Annotated in this window: 17 protein-coding genes and 1 CRISPR repeat array (1 of these 18 running past the window's edge); of the genes, 2 read left to right on the top strand and 15 right to left on the bottom strand. The window is 38.5% G+C overall.

The features are described 5' to 3' along the window. Positions 1-945: a CRISPR direct-repeat array (repeat unit 46 nt; unit sequence GTTGTGAATTGCTTTCAGTTCTGTAATTTTATGGATGATTCACAGG); it reaches 2,058 nt to the left of the window's first position. A 168-nt stretch (positions 946-1,113) separates the two neighbouring features. From cas2 to MQE36_RS04555, 10 genes are all read right to left on the bottom strand, one after another. Then, positions 1,114-1,461: a CRISPR-associated endonuclease Cas2 gene (gene cas2, locus MQE36_RS04600; protein WP_242938001.1), complete on the bottom strand. Its 348-nt coding sequence runs from the start codon at positions 1,459-1,461 to the stop codon at positions 1,114-1,116. 58 nt (positions 1,462-1,519) lie between these two features. Beyond that, positions 1,520-2,416 carry a type II CRISPR-associated endonuclease Cas1 gene (cas1, locus tag MQE36_RS04595; protein WP_242938000.1) on the bottom strand — a complete coding sequence of 299 codons (897 nt, stop codon included), beginning with the start codon at positions 2,414-2,416 and terminating at the stop codon, positions 1,520-1,522. A gap of 1 nt (position 2,417) precedes the next feature. Then, entirely contained in the window at positions 2,418-6,803 is a 4,386-nt protein-coding gene (cas9, locus tag MQE36_RS04590; RefSeq protein ID WP_242937999.1) for a type II CRISPR RNA-guided endonuclease Cas9, read from the bottom strand. A 605-nt stretch (positions 6,804-7,408) separates the two neighbouring features. Next, positions 7,409-8,494 (bottom strand): TFIIB-type zinc ribbon-containing protein, encoded by a 1,086-nt coding sequence (locus MQE36_RS04585; RefSeq protein ID WP_242937998.1) that lies wholly within the window; start codon positions 8,492-8,494, stop codon positions 7,409-7,411. A gap of 31 nt (positions 8,495-8,525) precedes the next feature. Further along, positions 8,526-9,659 (bottom strand): SPFH domain-containing protein, encoded by a 1,134-nt coding sequence (locus tag MQE36_RS04580; RefSeq protein ID WP_242937997.1) that lies wholly within the window; start codon positions 9,657-9,659, stop codon positions 8,526-8,528. A gap of 184 nt (positions 9,660-9,843) precedes the next feature. After that, a complete protein-coding gene (locus MQE36_RS04575) occupies positions 9,844-10,746 on the bottom strand; it encodes a DUF481 domain-containing protein (protein WP_242937996.1) in 903 nt (300 codons plus the stop codon). Positions 10,747-10,919: 173 nt separating this feature from the next. Then, positions 10,920-11,573: a hypothetical protein gene (locus MQE36_RS04570; RefSeq protein WP_242937995.1), complete on the bottom strand. Its 654-nt coding sequence runs from the start codon at positions 11,571-11,573 to the stop codon at positions 10,920-10,922. A gap of 58 nt (positions 11,574-11,631) precedes the next feature. After that, positions 11,632-13,344 (bottom strand): amidohydrolase, encoded by a 1,713-nt coding sequence (locus MQE36_RS04565; protein WP_242937994.1) that lies wholly within the window; start codon positions 13,342-13,344, stop codon positions 11,632-11,634. A 25-nt stretch (positions 13,345-13,369) separates the two neighbouring features. Beyond that, positions 13,370-14,179 carry a hypothetical protein gene (locus MQE36_RS04560; RefSeq protein WP_242937993.1) on the bottom strand — a complete coding sequence of 270 codons (810 nt, stop codon included), beginning with the start codon at positions 14,177-14,179 and terminating at the stop codon, positions 13,370-13,372. 78 nt (positions 14,180-14,257) lie between these two features. After that, complete coding sequence (locus MQE36_RS04555) at positions 14,258-14,665, bottom strand: alkaline phosphatase family protein (protein WP_242937992.1); 408 nt, start codon at positions 14,663-14,665, stop codon at positions 14,258-14,260. A gap of 608 nt (positions 14,666-15,273) precedes the next feature. On the opposite strand from MQE36_RS04555, the gene MQE36_RS04550 reads away from it, so the two are divergent. Both MQE36_RS04550 and MQE36_RS04545 read left to right on the top strand, forming a co-directional pair. Continuing rightward, positions 15,274-16,734, top strand: a complete 1,461-nt coding sequence (locus MQE36_RS04550; protein WP_242937991.1) for a sulfatase — start codon at positions 15,274-15,276, stop codon at positions 16,732-16,734. Positions 16,735-16,740: 6 nt separating this feature from the next. Next, entirely contained in the window at positions 16,741-18,177 is a 1,437-nt protein-coding gene (locus MQE36_RS04545) for an arylsulfatase (RefSeq protein ID WP_242937990.1), read from the top strand. A 215-nt stretch (positions 18,178-18,392) separates the two neighbouring features. Here the strand turns inward: MQE36_RS04545 and MQE36_RS04540 are convergent, their stop codons facing one another. The 5 genes from MQE36_RS04540 to MQE36_RS04520 form a co-directional block, all read right to left on the bottom strand. Further along, a complete protein-coding gene (locus MQE36_RS04540) occupies positions 18,393-18,947 on the bottom strand; it encodes a DUF4136 domain-containing protein (protein WP_242937989.1) in 555 nt (184 codons plus the stop codon). A 445-nt stretch (positions 18,948-19,392) separates the two neighbouring features. Continuing rightward, complete coding sequence (locus MQE36_RS04535; RefSeq protein ID WP_242937988.1) at positions 19,393-20,106, bottom strand: 3'-5' exonuclease; 714 nt, start codon at positions 20,104-20,106, stop codon at positions 19,393-19,395. Further along, complete coding sequence (locus MQE36_RS04530) at positions 20,106-21,254, bottom strand: serine hydrolase domain-containing protein (protein WP_242937987.1); 1,149 nt, start codon at positions 21,252-21,254, stop codon at positions 20,106-20,108. Before MQE36_RS04530 ends, MQE36_RS04535 begins: the two co-directional genes overlap by 1 nt. 42 nt (positions 21,255-21,296) lie before the next feature. Beyond that, complete coding sequence (locus MQE36_RS04525) at positions 21,297-21,791, bottom strand: methylated-DNA--[protein]-cysteine S-methyltransferase (protein WP_242937986.1); 495 nt, start codon at positions 21,789-21,791, stop codon at positions 21,297-21,299. Next, entirely contained in the window at positions 21,754-22,881 is a 1,128-nt protein-coding gene (locus MQE36_RS04520; RefSeq protein ID WP_242937985.1) for a CNNM domain-containing protein, read from the bottom strand. Before MQE36_RS04520 ends, MQE36_RS04525 begins: the two co-directional genes overlap by 38 nt. Between the last annotated feature and the right edge of the window lie 118 nt (positions 22,882-22,999).

The following is a 22,999-nucleotide window of genomic DNA, read 5'->3' as shown; positions in this document are numbered from 1 at the left end:
TTTCAGTTCTGTAATTTTATGGATGATTCACAGGGAAGCCATTTCACATTACAGTCATGGCGATGTTGTGAATTGCTTTCAGTTCTGTAATTTTATGGATGATTCACAGGAAAAACAGCTAACAGCCATTAGTAATTGTAGTTGTGAATTGCTTTCAGTTCTGTAATTTTATGGATGATTCACAGGATCCTTCCACTAAGCTGTCCTTTAACTTATGTTGTGAATTGCTTTCAGTTCTGTAATTTTATGGATGATTCACAGGACCTTATGCAACGATTACCTGCCCAGGTTGTTGTGAATTGCTTTCAGTTCTGTAATTTTATGGATGATTCACAGGAAGGTAGCGAGAACATTAGTGTCTGTACAAGTTGTGAATTGCTTTCAGTTCTGTAATTTTATGGATGATTCACAGGCTTACGGTAATGCGTACTCGGGTGCCGTCTGTTGTGAATTGCTTTCAGTTCTGTAATTTTATGGATGATTCACAGGAACGCCCTCACTATCACGCTATTATGTACAGTTGTGAATTGCTTTCAGTTCTGTAATTTTATGGATGATTCACAGGCGGTACTGCTTTTTAAGCGTAATAGGAGTAGTTGTGAATTGCTTTCAGTTCTGTAATTTTATGGATGATTCACAGGTGGTAACGCGTTCGCTTGAAATAGCTGCTGGTTGTGAATTGCTTTCAGTTCTGTAATTTTATGGATGATTCACAGGCGGATCCGAACAATCATTTAAAGGTTCAGAGTTGTGAATTGCTTTCAGTTCTGTAATTTTATGGATGATTCACAGGAATGTTATACTGCTGATGCTAAGCATGTTAGTTGTGAATTGCTTTCAGTTCTGTAATTTTATGGATGATTCACAGGTTTAAACGGATTATTGAAATCGAACAAGGGGTTGTGAATTGCTTTCAGTTCTGTAATTTTATGGATGATTCACAGGATACTTGCTTTAATATGCTGGTATCCTGTTTTTTATGGGGTGTTCTAGGAATAAAAAATAAAGCTGTCGGCTGAGGCTTTAGCTGTTAATCCGAAAAGTTTTTCTATTCCGGCAGGTGCTGCCTTTACATCTTTCTTCGTATTAAGACAGGGTAATAATGTTTTGCTTTTAAAATAGTTCTAATTGCTGGTTTGGAGGTTCGGGGTCTATTTCTTTTTGACCGTGAAAGAGCTCCATCATCCCGAATTGTTTGTCGGTGATTTGCATGATACAGACTTTCCCTTTTTTGGGCAGGGCATTTTTGGTACGTTTGATATGAACGGCGGCATTTTCCCTGCTGGCACAAAAACGCATATAGATACTGAACTGGAACATGGCAAAACCGTCGTTTAGCAGGTTTTTTCGGAACCGGGAGGCCGTTTTACGTTCTGTTATGGTTTCGGTTGGTAAATCGAAAAACACCAGGATCCACATACTTCTATATTGGTTTAATCGTGAAAATTTGTCGGTTTCCATCAAACTGGTTTTTATTTGTCAGACCTTCAAGGTTTTAAAACCTTGAAGGTCTATAAGCCTAAAAAACAGGAAACAATATCTTCCTGCTAATACCGGAAAAACATTCATACAGGCTATTGGTTGTCCGGCTCATGGCTATCATCAACGGACTTTTTTTTCCGTCAATGATTACATCCATGGCCGGGATCATCAGCAACTCGGTCTTGATGCTTTTGGTAAGCTCGTCTATATGACAGCCTGTTTCCACTATGTCATATACCAAAGCATCCACATATGGCCTGTATGGCTCCATCACGTCATCGGCCAAACAAAAGGCATTGTATTTATTGCTGTGAAAAATGCCAACCGATGGTAAAAGACCACTGCTTACCAATGCCCTGGCGGTAACGGCCCTGAGTATGGCATAGCCGTAATTGAGCAGATTGTTGGGTGGTACTCCTTTTTGATTCCGGCTAAAACCATCTATTTCATCGAAAAGATGCTGAAAATAATAGGCTGCCGCTACGGCTTCTATATTACCGGTATCACCACTTTTTATGTCCTTTGCCCAACGTTTCAGTTTTAATGCTTTCTTCTCCTGTTTTAATAAATGGCCGGCCTGGTTATGAACCTTGGCTGTGATGGTTTGCTGCCACAATTGTTTTTTAAGGGGGATACTGGCATTGAGCTGGTGGCGCATACGTTCGGTTTGCTCGGTGTGGCCGACCAAGGGTTGTAAAAAGGAACATGGCAAGTGTTGTTTGTCGCAGGTAATAACGGCAGTCTTGTTTTGTACCAGCTTCATAAGCAATCCGTTGGTAATGGTTATTTGCGGGCTTTCCAGCACTACGTAGCCCAAATCCTCAATGGGAATGGTTCTTTCTTCCTTGTTTTCTTCTGGAAAATTGACCACCAATTGTTCGTTTTTGGTGCTTAGATAAGCGGGGTTGCCGAAAAATAGGGTGCGTTTTATCATTTTATAACCAATTCAGTTCTCCTAGCATTGTAACCTCAAAATCCTTGTCTTCATAAAGGTAATTCCAGTTTTCTTTTGACATTTTGAGAAGAGAAGGTTGAACTTCTTCTCCAATCTTAGAAGGCCTCGCCGCATAATCAGTTCTTAACTTATAAAGGATTTTTTTCACTTCCTTTTCTCCTAAATACTCTGCCAACCTTGCAGGTCTATAATCCTTTATCGAGTTAAAAGAAAATTTTCGTTTTTCGTAATCTTTTTTTCTTTCAACAACATTTTCAATTATATTATTTTCTTGAACTTCTGGTAAACCGTACTTCTTTTCCAACTTTTTTAAATACTCATCTTTAATAAGTTTTACATTATTTTCAACATTATCAGGATTTGCTTCTAAATGGTACTGTAGCCAAATACTTCCTTCTGAAAATTGAGTTATTACATACAATCTTTTGTGCTGAAAATCAAGGTTGTTTTTTTCATCAAATTCCTTGTCATTTTTTAAAACAAGTACTTTTTGTCCAACCTTCAATAGCTCTTTATCCCAGTCTTTGAACTCTGGATATTGCTCATTTATAAAAGAATCAAAATTGAATTTACCATATTGCTTATACGCTTTTGCAACTTCAAAAGAAGCTATTGGCAGCATTTCTCTTTCTACTTTTCCGTCTATACTTTTTTGCAATAGAACTGCATAAGGGATTTTTCCCGCTTCTGAATAAAACTTGTTTTTATAGTCGTGTTCCGAACGATAATTTATTCGTTCTTTTACTTCTCTTCCTGTTTTTGCTTTAATTCTAACGTGGCGAATAATATTTCCTTGATAGTCTTTTATAATACCATTTTTCTTCTGTCCATCTACTAAATTTCTGACAACAGGGTCAATTATTGATTGAATTAGTTTATCTGATGTTTTCACCTTGTTTATATCCTCTCTTTTTACAAAAAGAAATTCGTCTTTGCCTGTTTTATATTCCCAATCACCATTTTTTCTTTTTGGATGCCCGTCATCATAGCGTTCTACATCTTTTATTTTTCCGAGATAAGTTTGAGCATACAATGCACTCCTTATGGTATCGCCTTTAGCGTATTTGACGATTCGATTACCTTCTTTATCCAAAACAAGTTTTCCTTGTTTGTCTTTTACATATTGGATTTTTCCTCTTTTTCGGACTTTTTTTACTGCTTGGTTTAGTATCCTGTCTTTTTCATAATTAACAATCAATGTTTTTCCTTCTATTTCTCTTATCAGTTCTTGAGGATTAAAGTCAGAGAATGGTTTGACCATAGCTCTTAATCTCTTAAGGGCTACTTTATCCTTATCTTCATCTGCTTTGTAATAGGTCTTCAAAATTTCCTCTCTTCTACTACTGTTAACGGGAATTAAGGTTAATACCGATGCGTCAATCGCGTGGTGCGTGTGCTTATTACGGCTTTTAATTTCGTCTTCCTCCTGAAAACCGAACAATTTTCTAAAATCTGCCGTAACCGTTCCTTTTTGTACAGCCACTTTTTTGAAATACAGTTTTAAATACTCACGCGCGTATTTGCTGACCATTTGCGTATCTACCAATTGCCTTCTTACCCAGCTATCTTTTACTTCATCTGCTTCAAAACGTTCAACTTTATCTTTCCAATAGTCAAGGTGCATTTTGAAATAATGCTTAGCCTTTATTCTATCATTCTTCTTTTTCTCATCTTCATTTACTTTAGGTTTCTTTACTCCATCATATTTCCATTTCCATTTATCACGTTCCTGTTTCCACATTTCCAATCGGGGTTCTATAGCCGTTCCCCAACCATCAGAATCATTGAAATAATTATTACATTCTTTAGGTAGCTTTTGTTCCTGTAAATCACGATTGTAACGTGCGAATCCGACAGTCATATTTGCCATTGTGTTATCAGGCAATAACCAACGAGGAATCGTATGCATAATGTCTATTTCGTTGGAAAATAGTTGTGTTATGGAAATCATCTTTCCTGTGTACATACATTGCCCTTTTTGTTCCATCCATAACTCATATCTTTTTACAGCATCTTTTTCCCTAAGAATTTCAATATGATTTCTGTTTGAAACTTCACTTTTGTTTTCGTCTTTGGTTTCCTCAAAAGTCTGTTCTGCCCACATTTCAAAAAGGGGAATGCTTTCTTCAATATTTAAGTTTGATTTTTCATTGTTCTTATATTCTTTTAAGAAAAGTCGATATTTTTCTCTATTGTCTCTGCGTAGATTTTGATATTGTTCAATGGCTGCACGTTTGTTATTATCATTGAGTTCTCTTGCGAGTTCTACTACTACTTCTGTGTCCTCATCAATTTCACCTGCTAAAATCAACTCGTTTATCAGCTTTCGTAAAATGCTCATTGATTTGTTGAACATTGGATTTTTAATACTATCTATGTAGGGAACCGGCAGAATTTCTATTCCTGTATCTTTATAGGTAGGCAAATGCTTTTCGCCGGTTTTCCGATTTGTTTTCAAATTTTTGTTGTATCGGTTTTCACGATTGGAATGATGGTATAACTCTCCTTTCAATTCAATTTCATTCTCTTTTAAAGCATCTTTAAAAATATCTGTCAAGGTTGAAGATTTGCGATAAGCCCGTTTTGTATCGTAGAAATAGTCTTGATATTCGTAACCAACTTCTTGTAGTATTCTTTCCTTGTCTTCAACATTTTCCCAAGATGTTTCACCAAAAGATCCTTCACACGCTTTTTTAATTTCTTCAACATCATCTGGCTTTAAAGTATATTCGAAATCTTTATATGCAAACATTTCTTGAGGTGATAACCCTTTGTGCTTATCTATCAAATTATTTGCAATGTTGATTATCGTTTTCCTTTCATTATACAATTGATAGGCTTTCTTTAACACATTGGTAATCACATCTCTTTTTTCTTGCCAATTACTGTCTGTCAATTCAGGTATTTTAGCTAAAACGACAGCCTCATTATATAAATAACCTTCTTTTAGAAACGGGATTATTTTGCACAACGCCTTTACACTTAAATCTGCATAGCCTTGTAAAAATTTCTCTTTTAATTCTACTAAAGGTGAAACAGAAACCTCTATACCTTTTTTCTTCCGGACGATGTTCTGGATACCAAGTTTATCATTAGCAAATTTCTCCAAGAAATCCTCATCTTTTGCGGTTCTTTTATCAAAGGCAAAGAGAATATGCCATAAATCATATATTGAATATTTATCAATGATTTTAGGTGCATTACCGATATGATATTGTTCTATATTGTCAAGAGCTGACATTGCTTTTTCATCAAATAGATCAACAAATCCTTTACAAATTGGCATTCCCGAAACGGAAGTGTCATACTTTCCTGTTTTTCTATCTATAGGGTAGTTGTATTTCTTTGCCTTACCAAACTTTTTGTCAAGAAATTTCCTGATTTCCTCAAACTTGAAATTTGAGTCTTTTTTCAAGAATTTATCAAAAAACAACCGCTCTCTCATTTCTTGGCTCAAAGGCTGCTTTTCATTATTTTCATCAAAAAATTTAATAGTGTTGATAAATTGCCAAGCCCTAAATATTTCAAATATAGGATGAGAAACGGGGCATCTCGGTTTTGCAGGTTCCAAAGTACATTTCCCGATATTTCCTTTCTGAGTTTTCAATGGTTGTTGCCAGATGATGGCTTTCCATAAACTTTTCACAAACTCATCTTTATAATCTTTTTCGACATCTTTCTCAATATTATAACCTTGAGCTTTGCATATTGCTTCTAATTCGTGTTGGTATTCTTCTCTAAGAGGATATTGATTTCTTGCTCGCTTTCCTTTTTTTAGAAATTCTACGTTTAACGCTTTTGCAATTGTGCCATATTTGTCTAAAGCGGATTTAAAACAATCTTCATTTCTTCTTTCAATTTGCTTTTCGGTTTCTTTATCAGTTTCCCCAATATCCTTATAACCTCTACGCTGTACAATATGGTATAAAGCCCGACCAAATTCGTGTTTCGTTAATTTTTGGTCAAGTGCTTTTACTCGTAGCTGGTATGGGTTTTTGTGTTTTTCACTTCCTTCATAAGTAAAATCACAAGCCAACCACTTTAAGAAATTTTTACTTTCTGGGAATTTACGTGTTCTTCCTTTTTGGTATTTGCTCCAAACTTGCAACTCTTGTTCTTCCAACGGTACAAATTTCATTTGCACCAAAATCTTTAACAATTCCCATTTTCGGTATTTTCTTGATTTAATCAAATTTCTTTTCGAACGTGCCTCTCTTCGTTCTCTTGTTGGAGAAATATAACCTCCAGATTGTCCTTTAAACATTCCTGTATCAAAAGTGATTACTCCACTTTTCACAATTTTACCATCTTCATTTTTTGCCCAGCCAGCTGAAGAACCCCCTAAATCCAAACCTAATTTTGTCATATTATATTTTTATTATACCTTAGTATCTCTGAAAGACAATTCACAACAAGGCTTAAAAGCCGCAGAAAATTCTAAACGACTGCCTCGGTAGTCGTTATTTTTTATAATTGAGTATGTATATACCGATTTCTTTTCAAAAGAAGAATTTCTATAAACATAAGAAATTTCGGTTAAATCCTAAAGATAGATAAAATTCTGTTCTTCATTTTACGGTTTTCCATAGTATGGTTGTTGAAGCAATTAGCTCATGTTACATCTATTTTTATTGGTATTCGCTGAACCTTCTCTGTCGGTTTCACAATAAGGATTATTCCGTTGTGAAAACATTTACTACGGGGCATTCGCAAGTTTGCCTCGTTTTTATTTGTAAATGTTTCACGAACACCATTTGAATCATTAATATCTTGTAAGTAAAACATTTGGGTTGCTCCTTGTCCATAATCAGGGAGCTTTTTTTATGCCCAAATATTTCATGAGTTCCACTAAAAAACAATAAGCAAACATACGAGCTAAAACATGTAGTGCCCCGACTGTCTTCGGGGTGTTTTCTATGTTCAATTACTTATATGAAGGCAAACAAGGTAATCATGTCAACTTTCTTCAAATTAACTGAAATAGCCAATAATGGCTATCAGGAGTATTATGCCTGTTATTAAAAAGAATATTTTCCAGAATGATACCGGATGTTTTCCGCTGATTTGTCCGGTTTGGCCATTGATGTAAAAGTGGTATTCTTTTCCGTTATATTTATAATTGCTTATATAGATCGGTAATAAGATATGTTTGAAAGTTTCATTGCTTAGACGGATGTCGGCATGGTTGATGCGTTGTGTATCACCGCCGATATCATTTCGAATCCACTGATAGGCCGTTTCTTTCGCTTTCTGAAAAGACAAATGATGTCCGTCTTTCAGGGAAATGGTATATTTTTCGGTTATAAAACCGGACAGGTATTTAGTATTAAAGGGTTGCAGATCTTTTAAATTCCAGTGTGCTATATTTGCCGGTACTTCGCGTCTTTTTTTAAGGGAAGCATTGATAAGGATGTCGTCTATAAAACCACTGACACTACCCGAGGTATGCCGCCACCTTGTTTTGCGTACTTGTCGGGTTTTGGTACCTTCGGCTGTTTTATAGCGTTGCGTTTCGTAATAATAGTCGCCACGCATTCCCTGGTAGTCCGATTTCAGGTTGCAATCAAATGTCCAGCAAGGCAGGTACAGGCCGTGCAGGGATTCGATATCGAGTGAAGCCCGTTTTAGTTTGTTGGGAGCAAACCAGATTCCTTTTACCCATTTTCTGAAGATCTGACGGGCTTTTGTCTGATCTAATGCAAATGGAATAATGGCTCCCGGGAGTATCCACCCTTCTTCATGGATGTCTTCCAGGATCAGGGGTTCGCCACAATACACACAGCTCAGGGATTTATAGTTTTCTTCCACATGCTGGTTGGCTCCGCAGTTTTTGCAGTGCAGAAGGGTGATGGTATCGGCATGTGCTTTTTCTCCAACCAGTCTGAGGTAGTGTTTTAATTCCAGTTCTTCAAAACTGGTTTTGTCTTGTTCTATAAATTCTTCATACCCGCAATATTCGCAAAGCAATTGTTGAGAGCCGGGTTTGTATTTAAGTTCGGCACCGCAATTGGCACATGATTTTTTGGTTTCAGATTTCTTTACAGTCTTTTCCTGCATGGGTTCTGTCTGATCTGCTTTTAGGTTCTTTTTATTCGGCAGGTAACGGAGGAGGGGTATGACCTCCTAAAAAGGATTTTAACTCTTCAATCTCTCTGAGGGGTTTCCAGTTTTCCAATCCCTGCTTCCATACTAGAGAGTCTTTATTGATGGTGCGGTTTGCAAACAACGCCTGTAAGGTCTCAAAGCTCACCGGTGCGGATTGTTGTCCGTTTACAGCGTAGAAATATTGTATGGCTGTGGGGATGGGAGGTGGCATTACCGGGGTGTTTGCGGTTGACTGGGGTTGTGTGGTCTGTATGGAGCCCATTTGCTGTGCCATTTGCTGTGCCAATACAAAGCCCATTCCCATTCCCATACCGGCACCGGCAGTACCTCCCTCATTCCTGGCCGCTTCTTCCATAGCTTTGGCAGCCTTGAATTGGGTGAGTTTGGACAGGTCTAATTTATCGAGGCGGCTGTACTCAAAAATCTCTTTTTTAAGCTCCTCCGGCATCGAAACATTCTCTATATAGAATTTTTCCAGTTCGATACCTACCCTTGCAAATTCGGGTTTCATTACTTCCCGGCAGGCTTCCGACAGTTCTGAAGTGTTGGCTGCGTAGAGTTCTATGGGTAGTCCGGCTTCTCCGACAGTATCTGTAAATCGTGTAGCAATCAGGCTTTTTAGATGTTCGTTTATTTCGTAATTGGTAAAATGACCGTCGGTACCCACAATGTCTATAATAAATTTGCCCGGATCGGCAATGCGGAAAGTGTAAGTGCCGAATGCCCGAATCTCGAATAGTCCAAACCGATCATCGCTAAGTGTTATCGGGTTTTTGGTTCCCCATTTTTCTTCAGTAAAAATACGGGTGTTTACAAAATATACTTCTGCTTTAAAAGGGCTATTAAATCCATATTTCCATCCTTTAAGGGTAGCCAGTATCGGGAGGTTTTCGGTATTTAGGGTATGGGTTCCAGGATTAAAAACATCTGCCAGCCGGCCTTCATTTATAAAAACGGCCATTTGCCCTTCCCTGACAATAAGTTTGGCTCCGTTCTTTATCTCATTCTGATACCGTTCAAAACGGTAGACAATGACATCGTTGGTATTATCTAACCATTCGATGATATCTATAAACTCATGCTTAAGCTTGTTCTTTATCTCGTCAAAAATTCCCATAATGATGTTTTTTAAGAAAAATCAGATTCCAAGTTACTAATTCCATGTCATAATACAGGTTTTTTCCTGTTTAAATTTTAAAGGTGTCGTCATAGACCGAAAAGAGGATCTGTGCAAGGGTTTTTAGGGGGCTGGTTGATTGGAAATTTCTGTGGAGTGTATTTATGGAGAGGCTGTGCCGAAATTATAACTCCCAGCCGAAAGTGGTTTGCAATATATAATCGTCGTAAGCAGCTCCTTCAACAGGCTTGTTATCATAATTGTAGGTGAGTCCCAGTTTAATAAAGAAGTCCAGTAGTAAGTCATATTTCAAGTCGATTTTAAAGTTAGTTCTCCACCTTTTTTTCTCAGTCAAACTGGGATAAATTGTCAGGTTAGAGAGAAGGCTGATGTTTTCGTAATCAAACATGTTTACTTCGATCAGCCCGAACAATTCGCCACTTTTCCTGTCGTCAGCATTGTTGAAGTAATTTTCATTGTTCGATGCAATGCCTCCGCCGGTGCCCAGATACATTCTGTTATTGTGAATAATGTATTTACCATATCCGGCTTTGTGTGTTAATCTCAGATCTAACGGTTGTTCGTTATTAGTTAAGAATTCGGATGAAAACAATACAAAACGATCTTTTTTTAAAAAATAGTTGAATGAAACATTGGCATCTGTCCGGTGAATTTCATCAGATTGATCCTGATTATTTCTCACGGAATTATAAGATCCGTCAAGACTCCAGAAATTGGTGGTGTAGCCAAGGGTGCTTCTGACTGTTAGTTGTTTGAGGTTTTTGGATTTCGTAAAATTAAATCCAAAAGATAGCGAAGCATCTAAACGAGATATAAAGTCCTTTTTTATCTGTCGAATAAATACAATATCATCTACTTTGATGACAGTAGTTGCAAAATTATCTTCTTTTAAGATAATTTCATCAGAATTTTCTTTGTGATTTATTTCAGAGGCCTTAATCCGGTTCCCGTTTTTAAGTGTAACTAAAAAGTCCTGTGTGCTTATAATTTTTTCTATTTCGATCCACTTTACTTTGAAATCATCGTCGCTGTAGTCGGTTTCGATGGTAAGGACTCCTTTAGACATTTATTTGATCTCGCCAATCAACCTGTCCTTGTTTTTAAGTGTTATAGTATCATTTTGTCCGTGGACACCATAAGTAAACAGACACAATAGTGCCACAATGAGTTTGACTTTGCCTGAATTTGGTAAGGAAAACATCATAGCTCTAATGTCGCTGTTTAGCATATTGCAAGGAATTATTTGTTCGATTTAAAAATACCGTCTTTTACCAGCTCCTTCATGATAACTTTGGTATAGCTTTCGACAAAACTATCCAGATCAGAGGGGTTGTATGTTTTGGATTGTGCTGACCATAATAATTCTTCGGTGTTGGCATCGTATAAATTGCTCTCCAGATAGTATATTTTATCAGTGGTATAATATCCTGGATCGTACGCATAAGGATAGATCGTATTGTAATATCCCCAGAAATTGCCATAATAATTATAATATCCCAGTGGAGTATATCCCATAGCATAATTTGTTGTACCTGGCACGTATCTCGTCTCACTTTCTTTATCTTTAAGTACTACGGTAAAGATAGTTTCAGAGTTTGTGCCTTTAATAACAGATAATAAATCTTCTTTGGAAGGCTTGTTTTCTTTAGTGAATGTTGATCGAAAAGTGTTATGTGACTTAATAACCTTAATCCCTGCTTGTTGAGCATCGTAACCTAATTGATCTTCTAATAGTATTTTGGCAGCTGTATTTGAGCTTAAAACAGCTATAAAAACACTGTTATAGTTTTTAGATTCAATTTTTTCCTTGTTTGTCCAGGCCCCTGTAATAGATGTGTTACTACCACAAGCGCATATTACCAGTGCAATTAGAATTAAAAGTTTTGACTTCATGTGATTGTTTTTTTATAAATCGGTTAATCATGTGAAAAAATAATATCGAGTAATAATTTTATTTTTTATAGACGGTATTACCTTCTTTAATAGATTCAATTATAGAAACATCTTTGATGGTTAACGGATCTATTTTCAAAGGGTTTTTATCAAGAATTACGAAATCTGCCAATTTTCCTTTGGTTAGTGTTCCTTTTCTGCCTTCTTCAAAATATTGATACGCAGCCCAATCGGTTAAGGTCTTTAGTCCTTCATATGGTGAAATACGTTGTTCAGGTCCTAGTACCACTCCGCTTCGTGTAACTCTGTTTACTGTGGCATCCAGAACTCTCATTGAATTAGGGAAAGTAACCGGTGCATCATGGTGAGATGTTATTTTTAGGCCGGCATCAATGACGTCCCTGCATGGAGAGATATAATCTGCTCTGGGATGGCCAAGGACAGACTCGGCATGCCAATCGCCCCAATAAAATGTATGCATAGGAAATAGTGATGGCATAATTTCCAGATCGACCAGTTCCGGGATTTGATCCTTCCGTAAAGTTTGCCCGTGAATTAGCACTGTTCTATGATCGTCATATCCATAAGTTTCTTCAGCAGCTTTTACTGCCATTAGATATTGATCAATAGCAGCATCACCGTTTGTATGACATAAAATTTGCCATTTGTTTTGAAATGCCTCTTTTACATATTTAATAGCTAAAGAGTCCTCCATTACCGGATAGCCTTTATAATCTTCGTTTTGTCCCTGTGGCGGCACATGATAATGCTGCGTTAACCATGCTGTTTTTCCTTGAGGAGATCCATCTAAAGTTAATTTTATACCGCCAATTCTATAATGATTTTTGTATTGATGGTCTTTATTGTAGTAATCATCAGTTACATTTTCAGTTCCTAAGGTGATGTCAGGGTAAGAAACAACATCAATGTAGAACATTCCTTTGTCCGCTCCTTTTTTAAAAGCAGCCATTTGTTCTGTAGAGCTTCTTCCGTCTTGAGCAGTCATGTAACCATTTTTGGCATATTCTTCCTGTCCCTTCTGAATGCATTTAGCTTCAAATTCTTCATCAGCTTTACCCAGAATTGGAAATAACACTCCAAATAACGCATTCTCTTCAAGTACTCCATTCGGGTTGCCATTTTTATCTTTTCTAAGGGATCCCCCCGTAGGGTCAGGCGTGGATTTTGTAATTCCTAATATTTCCATAGCCTTCGAATTGATAACCCCAAGGTGTCCTGATTGGTGTATGATTACTATGGGAATTTCGCTACTTACTTTATCGAGATCAGTGCTTTTGGGGTGCTCTTTCTCTTTTAATTGGGAGTCGTCGTATCCGTTACCTACTATCCAACCGAATTTATCGATGAAATATTTTCCGTCTTGGCTGTCTTTCCATTGGGTTAAAGTATTTGTAATTGTTTCAAAATTATGACCCGGACCATCTGGCGGTGGAAGTAGATTAGCTACCTGAGCAGTAAATCCTACATTATAAAAATGACCATGTCCGTCCAGAAAGGCAGGCAATAGGGTTTGTCCTTTTAGGTCTTTTTGTATGGTTGAATCGTTAACCATGCTCATTACCTCTTTTTTTGATCCTGTAATGGTTATTTTTCCATCTTTTATCCCGATAGCTTCTATATAAGTGGGTTGATCTCCTTCCATGGTAAGTATGTCCCCGTTAAAATATACGCTATCTAATTGAGTAGTTTCTTTATTCGTTTTGGCACAGGAAATAATGCCGAGAACGATGCATAAATATATGATTCTCATAATGTGATTTTTTCGATTATTAACTTTATTTTGGAAACAACAATACGATGCCTCCTCTTATTCCCCAACCTGCAGAATTACCGTTGCCGTAATGAACTCTTGGACCAAGTAAAACCTGAGCTAATTGTGACCCTAAGGATATTACTTTAGATCCTACAAGATGCACGGTCCCTGATGAAGAGTCTGCTTCCCAGTTTTGAGTAAATTCTGTGTTTAAAGCCAAGGCATAGCCTCCGGAAAAATTATGTGCGATAAACGGCTGTAAAAAGGTAGCGTTTACGTCAGGTCTGTCTTCGTTACCGGCTACAGACCAAATATGATTCACTAAGGCTCCAACGGTGTACCCTCCAACTTGTTTAAGGATAACTCCTGTTGGACCTACCCCAAATTTTTTAGTCCCGAGCAAATCATCTGTTGCTGTGGGGGCTAATAGTACCGGACCGGCTCCCCAAATGATTCCTCCTTTTGTTGCTTCTTTAGGTGAAAAAAAACTACTGATCACTGCATCGCTAAGCCCGGTTTGATTTCCGCTATTTCCAAATACATCCGATTGAGAGATGAACGGAACAATTGCCCGCCCGATCAGGTTCCACTTTTCGCTTATGCTTATAGGTATTACAGGTTGTATATTCAGGGTAAATCGTGTTCCGTCTTCAGGGCCTACACCAAAATCCATGTTGCCTTGAAAGGGGACACTTATAAGACTTGCTACGGGATTTTGTAATTTCTTGGCTAATTCATCGGCGGAAGACGCATTACGATCTTGCGCATAAGTGTAAGATACTCCAGATAAAAAAAAGAATATAGATAACAGTTTCTTTAATTCATTTGTCATTACATCTGTGTTTGATTTATCATTTTGGTTTTATAAAAAGGCTTCTGATTCGTACAAAAATCTTTTTTTATTATCTAGTTATTGACGCGTATCTGATTTTAAGATAGCATCTATGGCCTTGTTAATGTCTAACGAAGCTGATGCCTGTCTTGGAGGGAAATTTTTAAATGTTGATAAATGCTCATTTAATAATCCGATGGCTGGTTGAAAAACCCATGACTTGTTCATGATTAAATGGAACCCTGTAATATCGTCGTAATGCTCAAACGGATCCTTTCTGAGGTTAAATAGCCTCGGCATGGTGTGTACTACCATATCGTCGAAATAACGCTCTTTGGTTGCAAAGTGCATTTTCCATGGCCCGACACGCATTGCAGTCAGTCCAGACTCATAATAGTAGAAGAAATAGTTTCTGGCAGATTCATCAGCCTTACCTGTCCAGTAGTCTAAATTGTTAAACCCGTTGATGTGTACTTTATAGGTCATATCGCCAACTTTTTTTATGAGTTCTTTAATGGTTTTATATCAGGCTTGTTTAATACCCGGGTTATGGAATTATTCTTAATCCAAAACTTAATTCTATATGTTTCATCCTTCGCATCTATAGTTCTCCATATAGGAGAGAGATTACTTTTTCCTGTTAAATGATTATAGAAACTATTATTGACTCTTATGATGGCTTGCTGAAACACGTATTAAAGACTATAATAAGGGGGGAGTTAGTCTTTACATAATACTTTTTATTTTATTTCAATTATCAAGCTTTTACTTGTTAAAAATTGTTGTGTACTGACAGGGTTATTAAAGATATGATTTTTTTTAATATTTACTTGTTTGTTGTAGAATTTATGTGTTAATTATTTGTAATACTGTATTTTATGTTTTTTTTGAATGCTGTAATTGTTGTTGTTCTGTGGGTTTGAAAAAGAACTTACATACTTTATATTGTTTCCTTTATCCTGATCCTTTAAAAATAAAGGGAGCGTAGTCTTATAACAAAAGTTTCTTCCGTAGGAAAAACTGTGCGGGTTAAAAGATTACTGATCTGGTTTTTGCGTAACTTTCCGGGGTTCATATAATTTTTGAAAGCTGCGATGTATAAATACTTCTCCATATATTTTTTAGTCATACCGGTATTGTTTTTATTGAATTCCTGCCAGAGAGGCAGGGAGCAAAAGGGAACAGAACTTCCCAACATTATCTACATTAACGTAGATGATCTGGGCTGGAGCGATACGGAGGTGTTTGGCAGTACGTTTTATGAGACACCCAATATCAACCGGCTGGCATTGGAGGGCATGACCTTTACTAATGGCTATGCGGGTGCTTCTAACTGTGCCCCGAGCCGTGCTTGTCTGATGAGCGGGCAAAATACTCCGAGACATGGTATGTATACGGTTGCGAATTCGGACAGAGGAAATACTAAATTGCGAAGAATAGTTCCGACCCCGAATACTACTGTTTTACACGATTCCGTAATCACTATAGCCGAAATGCTGAAAACTGCCGGGTACAGAACGGGGACGTTTGGAAAATGGCATTTAGGGGAAGATCCGACAACACAGGGTTTTGATATTAATATAGGAGGTGGTGAAAGGGGAAACCCGGGAAAATCCGGATATTTTTCTCCCTATAACCTGAAAAACCTTCAGGCTGAAAGTGAGGGAGAAAATCTTACCGATAGATTGACTGATGAAGCCATTAAGTTTATGGAAGAAACGAACGGAGAGCCGTTCTTTCTGTATTTACCTTACTATGCGGTTCATACGCCGTTGCAAACTTTCAGGCGACTGGAAGATAAATATGCGCAAAAGGAGGGAAATGAAGGGCAGTTTAATGCCAGGTATGCCGGAATGGTCGAGACAGTCGATACCAATATAGGAAAGCTGTTGTCGTTTTTAAAACGTACAGGGCTTGACGATCATACATTGGTCATATTTACTTCAGATAACGGAGGAATCAGGGATATAAGCTATCAAGATCCTTTGAGGGCAGGAAAGGGATCTTATTACGAAGGGGGGATACGTGTTCCTTATATTTTCAAATGGAAGGGAGTGATAACCCCTGATTCGAAATGTGAAACGGCAATCGTGAACCTTGATATCTTTCCTACTTTAATGGAGCTAACCCGTGCAAAAAGGCCTGAACAGAACCTGGATGGTGTTTCATTGATGCCTTTACTAAAAGGGAGGGCAATTGAAACCCGGGCGTTGTATTTTCACTTCCCTATTTACTTAGAAGCTTATAATCCGGTTACAGATCGGGGGAGAGACCCTTTATTCAGAACCCGTCCCGGATCGGTCATTATAGACGGGAAGTGGAAACTGCATCATTATTTTGAAGATGATGCAATGGAATTATACAACATCGAAGAAGATGTGTCGGAGGCGAGGGATCTGGTTTCAGAATTTCCTGGGAAAGCTGCTGAACTATATGAAAAATTAGACTTATGGAGAGCACACATAAATGCTCCGGTTCCCAAGGATTTAAATCCGGAATATGACCAAAACCTTGAGTCTGAAAAATTGTCAGAATATTTAATTTCTAAAAAATAACCAAACATGAGATTTTCTGTAAAACATGGTATGTATCCGTTAAAATCGTTACTCATACTTTCGCTGTGCTTATCGTGTAACGGTAGCCCGAAAGAGCGGGAAAATCAGCGTTCCGTTAAGCCGAATATTGTATTTATCATAGCTGATGATATGGGGATAGGTGATTTAGGCAGTTATGGGCAGGAGTATATAAAGACACCGCACCTTGATGAAATGGCATCAAAAGGGATGAGGTTTACTCAGTTTTATGCGGGCAGTACTGTATGTGCACCTTCGAGGGCGAGTTTAATGACGGGACAACATACCGGGGTTACACATATAAGAGGTAATGGGGAATTTCCGTTGAGGGATCAGGATACTATTATACCTCAGTTGTTAAAAAAGCAAGGGTACCGAACTGCAATGTATGGTAAATGGGGATTGGGGGTTGAAGGGACTTCCGGCTCCCCGGAAAAAAAAGGTTGGGATGAATTTACGGGTCACCTGCATCATGTCGATGCTCATTACCAGCGACCGGATTCCTTATGGACATTAACTGACGGCATGGTAAAAAAGATGCCTGTACCGGCCAATAGCTACGGGAATGATATTTTTACCCGAAAAGCATTGAGTTTTATAGATGGGCAAACGGAAGAGGCACCGTTTTTTCTGTACCTGTCTTTTACGGTACCTCATGCTGAGCTGCTTGTGCCCCAGAAGTATTTAGACATGTATTTGGACGAACAGGGAGATAGTCAGTTTGCTCCTGAAAGCGCATGGCCCGATGGCAGGCATTATGGGGGGCAACCATTTCCGAAAGCAGCATATGCTGCCATGGTCAGCAGCATCGATGACTATGTAGGACAGGTGATGGCAGCATTGAAGAGAAAGGGATTAGATGAAAATACCCTGGTAGTTTTTACCAGTGATAACGGAACTCATATTGAAGGAGGACGTCAGAGAAGTGATGTAGATTTCTTTAAGAGTAGCGGGGTTTATAAGGGAGTGAAGAGAGATTTGTACGAAGGAGGGATACGCGAGCCTTTTATTGCTTATTGGCCGGGAACCATTTCAGCGAACAAAGTAAGTGATCATACCGGGGCTTTTTGGGATATCCTGCCAACGTTTTATGAACTGGCGGGAGGTTCAGCCGATTATCTTAATACTACGGGAATTTCATTTGTTAATGAGTTAACAGGCGCCGGAACACAGGAAAAGCATGATCATTTGTATTGGGAGTTTTATGAAGGAGGAGGAAAGCAGGCTTTGTTAAAAGGTCCGTGGAAAGCTATCCGTTTAAAAGTAAAACAAGATCGCAATGCAGCTATTGAGCTTTATAATTTAAGTGAGGATCCTTCCGAAACTATGAATGTAGCAGAGAAGCATCCGGAAATAGTTAAAATGATGGACTCGGTCATGAGGGTGGAGAACACCCCTAATCCATTGTTTTCATTTGACAGATAGTGCCGCTTATCGTGAGATGGCCGAAAGGATATCCTGCATGATTGATATGGTTTCGGGAGCGATAATGTGCTGAGTATCTGATAGGAGGAACGTTAATCTTATCCCAAATAATGTTAATAAGGTATGTGAGCATCGATAAATTTTATATGTTTGGATTCTCATATACAAGATTTAGAGGAGCAGGCGTTTCATTTTTTGCGGGTGGAGCGCCTGATTTATTTTTTGGGCCTAATCATTTGATTGAAAATTACGTGTATGCATTCATCAACGCGTTTTTTCAGATGGTCATCATTTTTTACGATTACCCCTGAGGCTACAGCCTGCCCTATCATAGTATTTGTTTTACGGTCAATAAGGTCTATAACCATGGTGCCTTCTTTGTACTTTCCAACGGGAACCTCCTCCACCTCCCAATGATAGCTCCTTTGTCCCATATATGGAGGGGCATCACGTATACCTGTCTCTCTGGTTTGTATTTTTTCTTCAATATTTATTGCCAGATTTACCAATAAATCCGGATTTTCCGATTTGAGGAAACCAAGAGTGTTCATCTCATGCTCGATAGCCGATTTAAGCATATTGAGTTTTGAATGATTCTTTACGAAACCGGAATCGGCATTTTGAACTTTTATATCATAAAAATTAAACGACCGGTATTTCTGAGTGAATCTGAACCGGTCTAACCGGGTTGATTCTACTTTTACTGGAGCACAAGAAACCAAGAGGCTTATACATAGTATAAAAAAGATATGTGTTGTTAAGTGTTTCATGTGGGTTTGTTCTGGTTCTCTCACCCAGAGAGGTTTAATGTTGGTTTTGACAATTGTCCGGATATGTAAAATCTTTATATATAGTTTTTGATTTTTTGTACTGGTTCAAGGTGTTTGTTTTAAAGGGTTTACGGATGTCCGGTTGTACACATGACCCCATAACGCACTATTACTTCCAGTGCCGTTAAGAGCTTATTGAACTTAAGGTACTGGCATGAGGTCCCGATAGTTCTGCTGTGTACTTTCAATGAAAATATATTTTTATTTCAGTAATGTCCGACCGGCCATTGATTGATATAAATGACAGCTTACGGATATTCGAAATAGTATATAAAAATTACAGATTTGTTTGGAAGAAAGGAAATAAATCGGATAAAATTAAATTTTCTACAGATTACTGCCATTCAATCTTGAAGCAGGAACAGGTATGCGTGTTTAAGGAGTGTCAAACATGCAATATTTCGTCTTCAGAAAGAATCTCTTTGCCCTGAAGCCTTAAGAGTACTTGTGCTACTGCCACGGTATCTTTTTCGCAATAGATAATGATTTTATCGATGTCGTTGTCATCGTAATATACATTTCTCACCATGCTTCCGTCAATATCATCTTTAGGAGATGGTATATTTAAAATATTGGTTAACAGTTTAAGGGAGGTAAAGTGTTTGTAATCACCAAAGCGCCATAGCTCCATTGTATCCAGGTGTGGAACTTCCCAGGGTTTTTTCCCCATTAAGTTTAATTTCTCCGGTAATGAGATTCCATGAATAATCATTCTTCTGGCGATATATGGAAAATCAAATTCTTTGCCGTTATGGGCACATAGTACATGTTGCGGGCGGTTAAAGTGGGTTTCGAGCATGGATTTAAAATCTGTGAGGAGTTTTTGCTCGTCACCATGAAAAGAAGTAACTCTAAAGTTTCTGAGGTCTCCTTTAAAGGTAAAGTAACCAACAGATATACAAACGATCTTGCCAAATTCTGCCCATATCCCGGCTCTGTGATAAAATTCTTCCGGGGAGAATTCGTCTTTGCGCTGATACGAGGTTTTTTGGGCCCACAGTTCTTTTTTCTCTTCCGTAAGTTCAATATAATGCTCATTTTCAGGAACGGTTTCTATATCCAAAAAAAGAATGTTTTCGAGCTGTAGCTTACGTTGCATCACCGGAGCATTTTATATGTTTCATTTATATATCCGTAGATATCGTCACGGTACGGATCGCCTGATTTTGCTTCTGCTCTTTCGTGTCCGAGCCTGACTATTATTATGTTGTCAACAGGTTCAACTATTACATACTGTCCGAGATGCCCTCTGAGCATAAAGAAATTTTTTCCGTTGTAGGGGAGCAACCAGAATCCGTATCCGTACATCCAGTCCTTTTTGAAACGGGGTGTGATCGATTTCGCTACGAAGGCTGAGTCGAGTAATTGCCGGCCATTCCATTTGCCATGATCTTTGTATAATTTTCCGAAACGGGCAAAGTCGCGGGCGTTACTGGCGATACAGCAATAAGCTTTTTCGAGCCCGTCTTCCTGGCTGTCGAGTTGCCAGAAGGCTTCATTTTCAGCGCCCATTGGTTTCCAGAATTTTTCAGATAAATACTCGGACATCGACTCACCGGTAGCTTTTTCCAGTACCATTCCCAGCAGCTGGGTATTGCCACTCAGGTATTTATACGATCGTCCCGGTTCATCAATGACTTTAAGGTTAAGGATAACGTTGCGCAGATTTTCATCAAAATAAGCTCTTGTTGTTATGGAGAACGGCGAATAATAGGCTTCATCCCAATTTAATCCGCTCGACATAGAGGAGAGGTCCCCAACTGTCATTTTTGCTGCCAGGCCTTCAGAAAATACAGGGAAATAATCGCTTACAGGTTGGTCTAAACCTTTTACTTTGCCTTCCATAATGGCTTTACCCAGCATAGCGGACACCATGCTTTTGGCCATAGAGAAAGAATTGCTTTTCGAGTCTTTGTCATAGCCATCAAAATAGGCTTCATGCCACAGGCTGTCATTTTTAATAACCAAAAATGCTACCGACTGATACTTTTCATGTATGTTATTGAGGCTGTCTGTTGCAGGAACAGTATTATAGGCAGTGCTTTTGGGCCAGGGCTGCGGAGTGTCTGTTTCTATGGTCCTGTTGTCAAATACTTTATAATCGTCGAGATAAGCAGTTGTCTGCCCGTTTAGGTAAATGGTCCGTACGGCTTTGATCAGGTAATCGTAGTCGAATATGTAAAGTAGTAAGATCAGTACGCCAAAAGGGATAAGAGCCCATTTGAACAAAAGTCTAAATATTTTCATGGTTTGATTATTCAGGTTCAGAATAAAGATAAGGTTATTTCCTTAAAATAAAGATTGTTGCGGCGATGGATTTTCATGTTCCAACAGCCATTTTTTTCTCCATATCCCTCCTGCATATCCGGTTAGTGATCCGTCGCTGCCAATGACCCGATGACAAGGCACAACAATCCAAAGCGGATTTTTGCCGTTTGCGGCAGCCACAGCTCTTATAGCCTTCACGTCGCCAAGTTTTTTAGAAAGTTCAAGGTAGGAAGTCGATGTGCCATAAGGGATTTTCAGGAGCTCTTCCCAAACCTTTTTTTGAAAATCGGTTCCGTCCGGATTCAGTTTTAAACAGAAATCCCTTCTTTCGCCTTTAAAATATTCATCCAGTTGCGTTGCACAATCTTTTAGGATGTCCGGAATATTTTCGGAGATAGGTTCCCGGTTGTTGTCCGAAACTTTTATAGCTGTTATCCCGGATTCATCTCCTTCTATTATGGCAGGCCCCAAGGGGGTTTTAATGCACGTCTTTTTTATGTGTGTTTTCTTCTTCATTCGATTTTGAATCGAGGTTGGAAAAATCTTCTTTATTCAGAATGCCCAGACGTTCTGCTCTTGTTTGCCAGTTACGGCGGGCCAGTTGTTGCAGGTCTTCCACGTTATCACTTTCGTCTACAATTTCGAGGCCGAGCAGGGTTTCAATAATATCTTCCATGGTAACCAGTCCGCCAATAGTTCCGTATTCATCTACTACCAATGCGATGTGCCTTTTTTCACTGATAAGTTCTTCAAACAAAGTAGGAATAGGCATATCCCTGCGGACAATGAGGATATCTCTTTTTATGGTGGAAAGAGGGGCGTCACCATGTCCGTTGATCATTTCTTCCATCACCTGATCCTTTAGCACAAAACCGGAGATGTTATCGATATTATCCTTAAAAAGGGGGATCCGTGAAAACCGGAGTTTTGGGTTGTCGGCCAGGAATTTCTTTATTGTAGTGTCTTCGGAAACTATCTTCATTACCGTTCGCGGAGTCATAATATCTTTGGCCTTTACTTCGTCGAATTTGAGAAGGTTTTTAATGACCTTACTTTCAGATTCTTCAAAAACACCCTCCTGATGGGCAATATCTGCCATCGAACTGAATTCTTCGCGACTGAAAACAGAACCGTGAGCACTTTTACCGCCGATAACTTTGGTGGTAAGCTGGAGGATCCAGAGAATCCCCGTGTATTTCAGTACGTTCACCATTATGGTAAGCGTAGAGGCAGCAAAGCCTGAAAGGCGTTTCCAATAGGTAGCGCCTATGGTTTTAGGGATGATTTCAGAGAGCACCAGGATGAGAAATGTCATCACTGCCGAAACGATTCCCACAGAATTATTTCCGCTTCCAAACGTTTTTTCTGCCTGTACTCCTACAAGGATAGCTCCTACGGTATGGGCAATTGTATTTATTGTGAGGATCGCAATAAGGGGTTTGTCGATATCTTGTTTAAGGGATTCAAGCGTATCGGCATAGGCTTTTCCTTCCTGCTTTTTCAAGTTGATAAAAGTGGGAGTGATACTGAGCAGTACAGCTTCCAATATGGAACATAAAAATGAAAAGAAAATAGAAATTACTGCGTAAACTATTAATAGGGTCATGGTCTTTTAAGGTCGTTCGTATGCTAATTTAATAAAAAATATAGGTTTACTCACTAAGTGATATTTAAAAATGCGCTGTGGCGGGTATTGGAATGCTTTTTTAAATTTTTCTGTGTGA

This window comes from Zhouia spongiae, assembly GCF_022760175.1.
GTDB lineage: Bacteria > Bacteroidota > Bacteroidia > Flavobacteriales > Flavobacteriaceae > Zhouia > Zhouia spongiae.
The sequence above is the reverse complement of the archived record's forward strand: the minus strand, read 5'-3'. Positions and strand labels throughout refer to the sequence as shown.

What these genes read in the sequence shown, in the direction of transcription:
- cas2 (WP_242938001.1), bottom strand. Translation starts at nt 1,461, where the DNA reads ATGGAAACCGACAAATTTTCACGATTAAACCAATATAGAAGTATGTGG.
- cas1 (WP_242938000.1), bottom strand. Translation starts at nt 2,416, where the DNA reads ATGATAAAACGCACCCTATTTTTCGGCAACCCCGCTTATCTAAGCACC.
- cas9 (WP_242937999.1), bottom strand. Translation starts at nt 6,803, where the DNA reads ATGACAAAATTAGGTTTGGATTTAGGGGGTTCTTCAGCTGGCTGGGCA.
- MQE36_RS04585 (WP_242937998.1), bottom strand. Translation starts at nt 8,494, where the DNA reads ATGCAGGAAAAGACTGTAAAGAAATCTGAAACCAAAAAATCATGTGCC.
- MQE36_RS04580 (WP_242937997.1), bottom strand. Translation starts at nt 9,659, where the DNA reads ATGGGAATTTTTGACGAGATAAAGAACAAGCTTAAGCATGAGTTTATA.
- MQE36_RS04575 (WP_242937996.1), bottom strand. Translation starts at nt 10,746, where the DNA reads ATGTCTAAAGGAGTCCTTACCATCGAAACCGACTACAGCGACGATGAT.
- MQE36_RS04570 (WP_242937995.1), bottom strand. Translation starts at nt 11,573, where the DNA reads ATGAAGTCAAAACTTTTAATTCTAATTGCACTGGTAATATGCGCTTGT.
- MQE36_RS04565 (WP_242937994.1), bottom strand. Translation starts at nt 13,344, where the DNA reads ATGAGAATCATATATTTATGCATCGTTCTCGGCATTATTTCCTGTGCC.
- MQE36_RS04560 (WP_242937993.1), bottom strand. Translation starts at nt 14,179, where the DNA reads ATGACAAATGAATTAAAGAAACTGTTATCTATATTCTTTTTTTTATCT.
- MQE36_RS04555 (WP_242937992.1), bottom strand. Translation starts at nt 14,665, where the DNA reads ATGACCTATAAAGTACACATCAACGGGTTTAACAATTTAGACTACTGG.
- MQE36_RS04550 (WP_242937991.1), top strand. Translation starts at nt 15,274, where the DNA reads ATGTATAAATACTTCTCCATATATTTTTTAGTCATACCGGTATTGTTT.
- MQE36_RS04545 (WP_242937990.1), top strand. Translation starts at nt 16,741, where the DNA reads ATGAGATTTTCTGTAAAACATGGTATGTATCCGTTAAAATCGTTACTC.
- MQE36_RS04540 (WP_242937989.1), bottom strand. Translation starts at nt 18,947, where the DNA reads ATGAAACACTTAACAACACATATCTTTTTTATACTATGTATAAGCCTC.
- MQE36_RS04535 (WP_242937988.1), bottom strand. Translation starts at nt 20,106, where the DNA reads ATGCAACGTAAGCTACAGCTCGAAAACATTCTTTTTTTGGATATAGAA.
- MQE36_RS04530 (WP_242937987.1), bottom strand. Translation starts at nt 21,254, where the DNA reads ATGAAAATATTTAGACTTTTGTTCAAATGGGCTCTTATCCCTTTTGGC.
- MQE36_RS04525 (WP_242937986.1), bottom strand. Translation starts at nt 21,791, where the DNA reads ATGAAGAAGAAAACACACATAAAAAAGACGTGCATTAAAACCCCCTTG.
- MQE36_RS04520 (WP_242937985.1), bottom strand. Translation starts at nt 22,881, where the DNA reads ATGACCCTATTAATAGTTTACGCAGTAATTTCTATTTTCTTTTCATTT.